This window comes from Paenibacillus nicotianae (assembly GCF_042681745.1).
GTDB classification, from domain to species: domain Bacteria; phylum Bacillota; class Bacilli; order Paenibacillales; family Paenibacillaceae; genus Saccharibacillus; species Saccharibacillus nicotianae.
Window position 1 is genome coordinate 1,571,381 of the sequence record NZ_JBHUGF010000010.1, and the last position, 12,586, is coordinate 1,583,966.

6 protein-coding genes are annotated in these 12,586 nt (G+C 38.1%); 1 reads left to right on the forward strand and 5 read right to left on the reverse strand.

All coding sequences use genetic code 11. From position 1 onward, the window contains the following. Positions 1–12: 12 nt before the first annotated feature. The 4 genes from ACFSGI_RS11055 to ACFSGI_RS11070 all read right to left on the reverse strand — a co-directional run bounded on the left by ACFSGI_RS11055 (position 13) and on the right by ACFSGI_RS11070 (position 10,416). A complete protein-coding gene (locus tag ACFSGI_RS11055; protein WP_204824186.1) occupies positions 13–5,121 on the reverse strand; it encodes an SDR family NAD(P)-dependent oxidoreductase in 5,109 nt (1,702 codons plus the stop codon). A gap of 20 nt (positions 5,122–5,141) precedes the next feature. Next, entirely contained in the window at positions 5,142–6,383 is a 1,242-nt protein-coding gene (locus ACFSGI_RS11060) for an FAD-dependent oxidoreductase (RefSeq protein WP_204824187.1), read from the reverse strand. A 34-nt stretch (positions 6,384–6,417) separates the two neighbouring features. After that, on the reverse strand, positions 6,418–9,717 hold the full coding sequence (gene fabD / locus ACFSGI_RS11065; protein WP_204824188.1) for an ACP S-malonyltransferase: 3,300 nt from the start codon (positions 9,715–9,717) through the stop codon (positions 6,418–6,420). Between the two features lie 459 nt (positions 9,718–10,176). After that, positions 10,177–10,416, reverse strand: coding sequence for a YkuS family protein (locus ACFSGI_RS11070; RefSeq protein ID WP_204824189.1), 240 nt, complete (start codon positions 10,414–10,416; stop codon positions 10,177–10,179). A gap of 173 nt (positions 10,417–10,589) precedes the next feature. On the opposite strand from ACFSGI_RS11070, the gene ACFSGI_RS11075 reads away from it, so the two are divergent. Then, complete coding sequence (locus ACFSGI_RS11075) at positions 10,590–11,321, forward strand: spermidine synthase (protein ID WP_379283197.1); 732 nt, start codon at positions 10,590–10,592, stop codon at positions 11,319–11,321. 131 nt (positions 11,322–11,452) lie between these two features. On the opposite strand, the gene ACFSGI_RS11080 is transcribed toward ACFSGI_RS11075, so the two are convergent. Further along, positions 11,453–12,580, reverse strand: coding sequence for a 5-methyltetrahydropteroyltriglutamate--homocysteine S-methyltransferase (locus ACFSGI_RS11080; RefSeq protein ID WP_204824190.1), 1,128 nt, complete (start codon positions 12,578–12,580; stop codon positions 11,453–11,455). Positions 12,581–12,586: the final 6 nt, after the last annotated feature.

The following is a 12,586-nucleotide window of genomic DNA, read 5'->3' on the forward strand; positions in this document are numbered from 1 at the left end:
TCCCTTTTCGTATCATTGTACAATCATTAATTCCTGTTCATTGATATGATATACATTGCGTTCATCTACTTGTTTGATCAGCCCTATTTGTTGACATGGAGAAACAAGCAACCATTCTAATGCTTGCATAGCTTCTTGAGGTTCAATCGAACCGATGCCCTGTTTGAGCATACGTTCACGATAATTTCTTGATGCGACAGTGCCTACACTTCCCCAATATCCCCAATTCATTACTTTGACAGCACATGTCCAACGAGTGGCTAAATATTGTGCAAATGTATCTTTAAACGTACATCCTGCGGCATAATTACTTTGTCCTGCTGGCTTGGCAAATGCATTGATCGAAGAAAAAAACAGTACAAAATCAAGATTCGCTTTTTGAAATACGTGTTCGATACTAGCACATACATTCACTTTAGCTGTTAATGCTCCGCGGAAGCGCTCTTCATCCATCTGCATCATTGTATTATCCAATAACGCAATTGCCGCATGAATAACACCGTTAATCTGAGAATAACGCTTGATCATCTTTTGATAGACACGTTCTAGATCATCTGGATCAGCAGCATCTGCACTTATATATTCAGGTGCTGTGCCATACTGTGCCAAACGATACAAGCTTACTTCAATCTGTTCATTGATATCACGTCTACCGATCCAAATTATTTTTGCCTGATAATGGCGTATCATGTATTCGCTCCATACTTCGCCGATCCCTCCTGCACCACCAATCACTAGATACACACCATTTTGACGATAAGCAGTTTGTTGAATAGAGGTATACTGTACAGGAATAAGTTGTTGTTGATACCATTGCGATCTACGATAACTGATCACATCACCATCAGGATGGGTAGGTAATGAAAAAAGAAGTTGCCAGTCTATTGTCTCTGTCTGCTCCAGATCGACTACTCGAAAATGCCAATTTTTGATTTCTTTAGCCATTGAACCGATTAGACCATAAATACTGCTATAAATAGGTTTAACTTTTTGCACAGGAATGACCAATTGCGTATTCATAGTAACTATAGTCCATTCCAATGTATAACGATCATAATGATGTTGGAATAGACTTTTGATCAGTCGAAACAGTTGAATCACGCCTTGTTCTTGTCCGGCTATAATATCTTTATAATGAACCGTATCAAGTGATACGTCAGAAGCGATCCATACGATATGATGAATCTCGCCAACACGAAGTAACGATTGATAAATAGCATCAATCGTCTGTTCTGCTTTAGCTTCCCAGTGTATAGCTTTTGGATAATAAGAAGAAATAGCAGTCCACTGTATATCAGAACTTCCTATCACCAGTATGGTTTGTTGATTGATTTTAGTATGATCCAAGCTTATAACTTCATCTATTGCAAATGTATCCCAGACAGGTGCAACCATCGTTACCTGTTCCGGTAATTCAGTCAGTACGGGTACACTAGATTCTGCTACATTAGCCGTTTCTAATAACTGCCCTTCTAATGTTCTAGCTGTATATTTTGAAATACGTATACAAAGTTGACCCGAATCGTTATAGAGATCGATATCTAATTTTTGCACTTTATCTTGAGCAGTACTGCCTTCACTCCAGCGAATACATACCCACATCGTAGTTGTACAAGCTTGGATATACTCTAACTTTTCCAAAGCAAAAGGTAATTGAGGTTTTTCTTTTACATGGGTATCTTGTTGAGACATCGTAAACAACATAGCGACCTGTAGTGCTGAATCAAGCATGGTCGGATGCAATATATAATCAGATAGCGTATTTTCTATTGTCGCTGGAAGCTTAATTTTGGCTATTGCTTGATTGGGATCGATCCATACCTGATCTATCCCTTGATGACGATCACCATAATTTAGACCCCATTGATCCAGTTGATGATAGCAGGTTGTAGCATCCCAGTGTTGCTCTGTAGCTAGTTGTTGCAGTTCTTCAGGTTCAATAGTGAATACATTAGAGACAGAATTGTTCTTCAGCATAACTTCGCCATGACCACATACAGAAAGACTAGAATCCTGCTGTTCTACAGCAATCTCGTAACGTAATTGTGCTTGTTTTTCTGAATATAGATAGATGTGTACATTAATCGGATTGTCTATAACATAGATTGGTTGAGTCCATGTCACATGATGCAATACGAATCCACTATGAACTTTGGTTAACATTCCGCTTGCTGCTTGAAGTGCTGCAATAGCCATTTCCAAGTAAGCTACACCAGGTAGAACAGCAACCCCTTGTACCCGATGATCCCGCAGAAAGAATTCTTCTCCTGTAAATGTAGATTGAAAAGAAATATGATCTGCTGTTGATCGATGTTGCTGTACCATTGGATGTATATCTATATCGTTTGGTATCGATGTTTGCTTCGATGTTGCAGTCGATTTCAAGCGAAATGTCGTGCGTTGAAATTGATATAACGGCAAACTCACCTTTGTATACGATTGATTGTTATAAAATAAATCCCAGTGAATATCAACGCCATGTAGCCACAATTGTAATAATCGTTCTGCCATCATTTCTTCTACTGCTACAGATGAATCATGCTCTGTAGACAATAAGTGTGACAACCAGTCAGAAGGATGATCTATTTCTGCAAGAGTACGATTATGTGCATACAGTATAGAGTATAGATTTTGTTTATTGATTTGATTTGTTTGTTTAGACAATGAATAAGCTATACGTTCAGCGTTCAGATTAGAATCAAGGATAAGTTCCAGTGAATCTTGTTTGCTAATCATCTCATCGTCTAGTAAATCTATTAATTCTTGCCATGCTGTATAATCAACTATATAGTGTTCGGATAAATTCCATTTTTGTTTCAACTTGCGTAAAGAATAGACAATAACAAATAACATCATTATATTGATATGAGAGATAGGATAATCACATGTGCTCTGCTCATTTTGAGTCATCCATTTCACAATATCGATTTTATATTTTTCTTGTGTAATCTTGTTCCATTCATCTATTAATGATTTGAAAGTATACTGATGGCCGTATAACATTTTAGCTTTGGTGATATGTGTCTGTTGAACAAGTGCCATCTGTTCATGTTGTGCCAGCTCTGATAATTGATTCGATAAATCTTGAATATATGAAGCATCCCATACCAAAGGCGCGATATAAGTATGATTGCCTGTATATAAAGGAATAGATGGTCTTTGAAGCACCATTTCTTCTTTATTTTCTTGGTGAAGTAACAGATTTATAATCGTTGTAATAGGTAAAACTTGACTTATTGCCAGACCAATCCATGTTCCTTTTCCACATGCTGTCACTGTTTCTGGTAATGTACTTAATTCGATTAACGTACAAGCATAACTATATCCGCTTATAAATGTATACAATTCGATATCTTTATCCAGCCATATATCTTGATAATAGCCTTCGATTTTATTATGGTCTTTGGTGACCTGTTGAAGAAGGCTTACTATTTCTTCTTGTTTTTGCTTATAGAGAGAACCATAGATCGAACTTGATCTAATATCAGCATAACCTCTCCACGATAGACCTGTTGTATCTAAGCTCCAATGTGGTATATCAGCTTTGATGATATGAGCAGATGCAGTTTGTAACCATTTTTTGATATCACTGATAGAAGATACAATACTACCTACTCGATAAGTAAAAGATTCTCTACCATGTAAAAGTGTTCTACATATATCTTGGAACGAATACTCATTTCCTGCTATATTCTCGATCCACTTTTTCCATTGTTCAATAGATTGCTCAAGGCTTTGAATAGTTTTGGCAGATAATACAATATATTGAGTAATCGGTGTATCAGGTGATAGTTCTACGACTCCATCCTTCACAACAGGTATATATTCTTCTAACAAAATATGAGAATTAACCCCGCCGAAGCCAAACGAACTTATGCCTGCGCGTAAAGGTTGATCTGGATTCATTCGCTCCCATACACTACATTTTGTAGTGACTTGAAATGGAGTAGAGTCAAAATCGATAATAGGATTCAGTGTTTGGATATTTAGAGAAGGTGGTATCTTTTGGTGCTTCATCATCATTAACACTTTAATCATTCCAGCCATTCCGGCTGCACTTTCCAAATGTCCAATATTCGTTTTGACCGAACCAATCTGGCAAAATGTATTATTGGAAGTGTCTGTGCGAAAAGCTTGAGTCAATGCTTCAATTTCAATAGGATCGCCTAATGATGTCCCTGTACCATGCGCTTCGATATAATTGATAGTTGATGCTTTTACACCGGCAGATTGATAAGCTGCTTCAATCACTTGTTGTTGTGCTTCCATTTTGGGAGCTGTCAAAGAAACACTTTTACCGACATGATTCACAGCCGATCCCCGGATCACTCCGTAAATATGATTCCCGTCTTCGATCGCTTGATCTAGTCGTTGTAACAACAATACAGCTACCCCATCGCCAGGCACATATCCATTCGCTTGTTGATCAAATGTTTTGCATTGTCCATCCGAACTGAGCATTCGAGATTGAGCAAAAGAAACGTATTTCATAGGATGTAAATTCAAATTAACAGCCGAAGCGACAGCATAATCACAATCATGATGAATCAATGCACGTCTAGCTTCATGGACAGCCACCAGTGATGAAGCACAAGCCGCATTAATGGGCATACTGATCCCTTTTAAATTCAAAATGTATGATATTCGGTTGGTTAACAGATTTTCGTATGTACCCAAGCAGGCATAACTATCTATATCTTGCTGATCAAGACTGCTCATTTCTTGTAAATAATCAGCCGCCATAATACCTGCATAGACAGAAGTGACTTGTTGTTGCAAAAGAGATAACGGAATCCCTGAGTCTTCGATACAATGCCATGTTTCTTCTAACAATAATCGCTGTTGTGGATCCATATTGTTGGCTTCACGTGGTGAAATATTGAAGAAGCGATGATCAAAATCATACACATCATCTATCGCTCCGCACCATTTACTATTGGTTTTGCCTGCTTTTAGTACATCGGCAGAGTAATAGTCTTGAATATTCCAACGATCCGCAGGGATTTCTTGAATCGAATTTACACCTGCTTCAAGATTGTTCCAAAATTCCTCATATCCATTCGCACCGGGAAAACGACAAGATATTCCTACAATAGCGATATCGACTCTTTTCGATTCCATTACTCTTCACCTCCGTCAAATTAAGGTTTCATAATACCTGCAAAACGAAGCAAATAGGAAAACGATGGCGACTTATCACTATAGCCCGATGTGGTTAGCATTTGGGCTTCTAGAAGATTAGGACAGTGACCCATACGGCGAAAAGCAGCATTACGTAATTTGATAAAAGAACTATTTTTAACAAACCAGCAGAAGGTATGAGCTGTACTATTTTGCTGAATTAATTTTACATATTTACGTCTTTTCTTTTCATAAGAACGCAACATCGATTCAGAATAATTTGCTGTTGCTAATGCTTGAGTCAACGTTTCACTAAGTTCCATAGCACCTTGAATCGCTAGATTCATTCCTTGTCCAAGTGCAGGACTTAATGCGTGACAAGCATCGCCCAAAAGCACAGCGCCATCTACAGCCCATTTATCTGTATCCAAGTAAAACGCCGGTATCGACTGTACTTGCTTGAAATCGGCGATCTGTGTTAATTCTTGCTCAAGATGCGGACAAAGCGATAACAGCAATTGACGTAGCGCATCGATTCCATCATCTTTGATACTTTGCCACAGCTCTTTACGAAGCGCGAGGTACACACGAGTACGCTTATGAGGTAATGGAAATACTCCACAGCTTACACCACTTCCAAAAAAGAAGCTTGCTTCTGCTGGTGGCTCTTCATCCATATGAAAAGTAAAAGCAAACATTTTAGCCTTTTTCTCTTCGTAAGGGTATAGATGATGTTTGAGCCCTAATTGTTCTCGAATCTTCGACTTAATTCCATCTGATCCTACGACCACTTTGCTATGAATACGCATTGTTTCTCCGTCGGTTGTTGCTTCTAGCCCAATTACTTTGCCATTATCGTACAATAGCTGTTGAGCATTGACTCCAGCATAGAAATGAACATTAGGAAGAGCGGTTGCAGCATTAAATATAGCTTCATGAATATTATGATGGTCTCCATTGAGAGCATATTGTATAGGAATATCCATTGTGCTGTAATCCCCTGAAAAGCAGCGTATTCCCCCTACCGTTCCATAATGAACTTTGGTTACCAACGCACAATGTTTACGAATTTCAGGAAGAACATCCAATCCTTTTAATAACTCTATCGTCACCGGCTGTAGAAAGTCGCCTTTAGGAATAGGCTTAAATTGTTTTAACCGTTCCACTAGAGTGACATCATGACCTTTTTTGCCCATAGCTAGAGCTAACGATACACCTGCAATTCCACCACCGACAATCAATACATCTGTATTTATCTGCATTCATTTGGCTCCTTCGCGCTAGAATAGGTTGTATTTAAAAGCTATGAAGCAAGCGATGATTTAATAAATCGGCAGTCTCGTTCATTAACTTATCTGCTATTTGGTCTACATGCCTTTGTTGCCAGTGCTCAAGCAGAGTACCTTGTACCCACTGATTAAAAGCACCTAATGCTGGCCCGCAATATACTTGATAATCGACTTTCGATTCACGATCACCACGTAAAGCCAATTCTGTAGAATACGTAAAGTACCATTTAAATAACAAAGCCATTTTGGCTTTGGGATTACGTTCAGCACGTTCAATCTCTTGTGTACTATACGTTTGTTGCACATCAGCATAAATCGCAGTAAAGCTCTTTTTGAAATATTGTTCTTGCAACCTTGTTTTCGTTTTATCATCTATTTCTTCGATCGCGTTATACTGGCGATACAATTCGTATAATTTATTTGCACGTGCCGGGAAGTACAATCCTTTTTTGAGTACCTGTACTTTAGCTCCTAATTCAAACATATCTCCAGCAGGTGCATATTCTGTATCTTGAACATTGATATGCTGAAGCAATTCTTTGACCGCTGTACTGGTTCCCGCTTCGACAGTGCACTGATTAATAGATCCTGTCAAAATAAAATCGGCTCCCATCACGAATACCGCTGCCGCTGCTTCTGGTGTACCGATCCCTCCCGCAGCACCTATTCTTATTTTTCGACGATAAGAGTATTGCTTCATGATAGCTGCTCTAAGACTTAACAATGATGGTAATAACGTCATCATGACCGCACTATCGGTATAACCACCTGAATCTGCTTCTGCACAGATATCGTCTGCCATCGGAATGTGTTTGGCGAAATGGGCTTGTTCTGTTGTAATTTGTCCACTTTGTATCAATTGATCTAATAGGTGTTGAGGTGGTGGACTCATAAACAAAGTCGCAATTTCTGGACGTGAACATTTGGCAATGATACGATGCGCTGTTTTTATTTCGCCATTAGCATCAAGTGATAAACCAGATACTCGGTAGTACACAAGCGCTGGTGTGATCGTTAAAAATCCTTTGGCTTCTATGATATTGACTTGATGTTTTAACAAAAGTTCAACCAATTGCTGTTCCAGATCGGGTTGAACTTGATTATGTAAAAAGTTAACTCCATACGACTCTCCATGCTGAAGAGTTTGGCGCATAGCAACAATGTCAGCTTCAATCCGCGCTAGTGATAACCCACCGGTTCCTAAAAAAGCAAGGCAACCAAAGCTAGCCAATTTACTCACTAGAGGCACAGATGCGATTCCGCCATACATTCCACCGGCAATATAAGCAAGTTTGAGATTGTATTCTTTTTTAAATTCATTGCAACCTAGCGTAGAAGCATCGTAACGATGTGCTGTTGGTAATTTTGGTACGGATACAGGCACTGGTTGTGGTTGCTCTACTGTTGCTTCTTCGATCACTAATGGGCTGGCATCACGCTGAATAGCTGCTACCATATTAGTCACTGCTTTTCCGGGTCCTACTTGGATAATGTCTTTCACTTCTTTTCCCATCAGATAACGTATACTATCTGTCCACTGTACCGATGAAGTGATTTGTTGAACCATACATTCATGTAGATTATGGGATAAATATGGTCTAGCATGTACATTTGAAATCACAGGAATAGCAGGTGTATTGAAATCAAATCGATTCAGATATTCCGCAAATTTCTGTTTTACATTTTCCATGTATCTGGAGTGAAACGCTGCACTGACTTTGAGCATCACATAATTGGTAGCACCTTGTTGTTCAAATATAGTTTGTGCTTGTATTAGATCATCTTTGGGGCCCGAGATAACAATCTGTGATGGAGTATTCAGATTTGCTATATCAATAGTATGGAGCCTATGCTCTTTCAAAATTTGTTCGATCGTACGTTGATCTAAGCCGACAATAGCTGCCATAGCGCCACCGCTTGCTTCTCCCATCAGTGCGCCGCGATATTGTACGATTTTTAATCCTGTTGCAAAATCAAATACACCTGCTGCCAATAAAGCATTGAATTCCCCTAGACTATGTCCAGCTACGTAATCAGGAATGTTATTGTTTTTGATTATGCTGTAATACATAAGTGCATTGACAACATATAGTGCAGGTTGAGTAAAAGCTGTCTCTCCGAGTTGTTTGTGAGCATCGATCAGACAAAGTTCTTCAATCGAATAGCCAAGGATTTGATTAGCTTGAGCAACCAAATCGGGAAATTCAGCAAAATATTCTTTGCCCATACCTTTAAACTGTGAACCCTGCCCTGGAAATACATATGCTCTCATACGCTGTTCTCCTCCTTGTGATTGAAAAGGTACAGATTGTTGTGCTTGAGATGGGATAGATGAATAAGATATTGAATGTTGCTCTGGCTTCACTTGATGTAATAAACGCTCTATATTTACGATCTCATTCACAGCAGGCCCCAGTATAGCCGATGTAGAGGAGATCGAATTCGTATTTAGATTTCGTTTTACCAGAGCGGATAATGTTCCACCTGGACTGTTGTCGATATAGTGATGCGAACCCAAAGATTCAATCTGTTGAACAGTTTGTTGAAATAAAATAGGTTTTCTTGCTACTTGCCAAAAGTGATCTGGTTGAATAACGTTTACCAGACCTCCCTGCATACACGATAAATAAGGCAATATAGGCTTTTGAAACGATATATTTTTCAGAAAAGTTGTATAAGCTTGCTCCGCTGCATCAATAGCAGAAGAATGAAAAGCAAACGATACAGGAAGTAACTGGCAAGCAATCGAATGTTCAGCAAGATATGTCTGAATAGCTGCTAGCTTCTCTACAGACCCAGAAATAACAAAATGCCCATCATAGCTGACGGACACCAGTGTACAATATTGTATTTGTGGTAATTGATCATAGATAGAAACAGAAGACAAAATAGTTAACATAGATCCAGTCTCACTATATTTTTCAAAACATTTGGCTTGCTGAATCACACATGTGAGAGCGGTCTGAGCATCGAATACACCTGCAACCGTAGCTGCTGCAAATTCACCAAGACTACTACCCAATACATAATCTACTTTGATACCGCGTGTGATTAATACTTGTGCTAGTGCATATTCAACCATAAAAATAGCGGGATGCGATAGCAAAGTGCGTGTGAATTGATGACTATTCCGAAATTCATTATTGTAAATCGTATGTACAATCGAAATACCAATCATATCTATCGCTATTTTGTCCAAATCAAGCATAATCTGACGATACTGCTGATCTTGGTCAAATAACTTTTTTCCCATTTGATAATATTGAGAACCTTGACCGGAAAACATCAATACATTTTTTTTATCCATCTGCTACCTCCCGTCTATACTGGTTGATTGGGTTGATTTTGAGACAAAAATGGCCTCGAAGACATAGCTCTCCCAGGTCGCCTACTGTTATGTACACTACGAAATTTTTTACATATTTTCTTTTGATTTTATGTAACGTGCCGAAACAACGATTAGATATCATCAAAAGATTGGCTATAATTAAAGATAAAATAATTCGCCTGTTAAGTAAATGTCTTTTTGTGTAAAATGGGTAACTTAAAGCGATTTAACATTTGATGTAAACTTAATAATTGATACATCAAATTCATTATTTTATATATCCATTTATTTGTATATTATGAAAAAAAGATGAGTTTAATGCGTTAGTTAACAATATAAGACAAACGATTGTACGTGTCAATATTACGTAAAAGCGAACAAAAAAACTGACCCTTTAAACAAGGATCAGTTAGTTATAAAATCTATCAAATGTAGCAATTATTTAGATAATTCAATATAACGCTCTACTTGTGCAACTACTTCATCGATAGATGAACCTTCTACACTAACGATCGGGAAATCATACAATCCTGTATCGCCGTCATTTTGTACACGAACAACACCAACGTCATATCCTTTTAATTCTTGATCACTATTTACTAGATCAACTTGATGCCCTTTTCCTTCCAATACTTCTTTAATATCGTCAAATGGTTTTTCTACAGCAATTTTAGCCATGATGGTAATCCTCCAAAAGTGTATTTTTTATAATATGATAATGTTCTATTCTATGATTCACCAACTATATGTATAATGAACCATAACGCTTCATTTGTTATAATAATGTAATGGTTATTTATCCTTTTTCCACAACAGATTGGATCACTTAATTCAGTAAGGGGTATGGTATTTTGCATCTATTATTTCATAATCAAGCACAACTTTCTGTATATGAAACGAATGAATTTTATAATGAAAAAGGATCGTTTCGGATTCTTCAATTTGCTAACGAAGATATACAAGGTGCAATCGATCTTCATCATCCTGAACGGATACTATTTGAATATCCGCGTGCTATGATTCATCTAATGGAGCTTAACAATTCAGAGTTTCAAGATGTATTCGTTATTGGACATGGAATAGGAACGATTGCTAGCCACTATCCGAATAAGTCTTTTCGTATTGCAGAGATTGATCCGTTGGTACTTGAGTTAAGCCAGACTTATTTTCATTATACACTCGATAATGTCCAGATCGGAGACGGAAGACTATTGTTGTCTGCCGAAAATAATCACCAGTATGACTATATTATTTTAGACGCTTTTACGACAGAAGGGACTCCTCAACATTTAATATCTAGAACGTTTTTTCAGTTAACTGCTACCAAGTTACATGATAAAGGATATTTGATTATTAATCTGATTGGTAAAGCTAATCATGATATGATCATCAATTCGATATCGACTACACTGTATGAAGTGTATACTTATATAGAATGTTTTGCTCTACCTGCTGAAAGAATGTCTGATACACAAAATATGATTATAATCGCCGGACATCAGCCGATTCGATATCAAGGTCGTCATATGGCTGGTTTTGAAAGTAAATCACTTGGACAGGGATATATTATAGAAGATGAATAAAAGCACGATATCTATAAAAAAAGGACTTGCTCGGTTGATCAGAGCAAGTCCTTTTTCGTTATAGCTAAATAGCTGATCATAGTATCCGTATCCTACGATTTTCTAAAACGATTATTTTCTTTCCAATTGGATTAAGATTCGGGCTGTGTCCATACTTCATTGGCTGTCTCGATCACCAGACGAATCTTATCCCACTGTTCTTCTTCTGTTAACATATTGCCTTCTTCTGTCGAAGCGAATCCACACTGGGTACTTAGACAAAGCTGGTTAAGATTGACCACTTGAGCGGCTTCAGCTATTCGTGTTTTGAGCATTTCTTTGCTTTCTAGTCCTCCATGCTTTGTTGTGACCAGACCGAGTACAACGAACTGATCTTGGATAAAGCGTAAAGGTTCAAATCCTCCAGAACGTTCATTATCGTATTCTAGAAAAAATGCATCTACTTGCGCATGTGCAAAAAGAGTCTCGGCGATCGGTTCATATCCCCCTGCCGCAAACCAGGTAGAACGAAGATTACCCCGACATACATGAAGTGCAATTACCATATCGTCCGGGCGATGAGCTATACTTTCGTTGATTAAGCGTACATAATCTTCTGCTAATTGATCAGGATCGAGTCCTCGACTACGCAAATGTACCCGATGTCTGCCACTACACAGCGTTCCCCATGTGGTGTCATCTAATTGTAAATAACGACAACCTGCATCATAAAAAGCTTGAATCGCTTGTTGATATACACTGATAATATCAGCAAATAACTCTTCTTGATCCGAATACACATCATTACCATTATAATGCTCTACAAAATGAAATAACGCCGGCGAAGGAATCGTCATTTTAGCAATATGATCTCCAGCTAATTGTTGTAATTCACGAAAATGCGCTAGCATAGGATGATCAGCAAAAGCAATTTTATCTACGATCTGGAAACTTTCTGTACGTGTTTTGCTATCTTGTCCGCCTGTGCCCTGATTGAGATAAATTTTCTGAGTTCCTTGAATACCTAGAAAAAAGTCTAAATGCCACCAGGAACGATGAAATTCTCCATCTGTAATCACCTGTAACCCCAAAGCTTTTTGTTTTTCGACCAATTGAGCAATCTCTTCATATTCAATCACTGATAATTGCTCGGTAGTTATTTCACCTTGTTCATATTGGAGACGAGCATCTTTCAGATCGTCCGGTCTTAGAAAGCTTCCAACAATATCATAGCGAAAAGGAGGCTTGTTTCGTTTGGTACCGCTGACTGGATTAAGCATAGAATC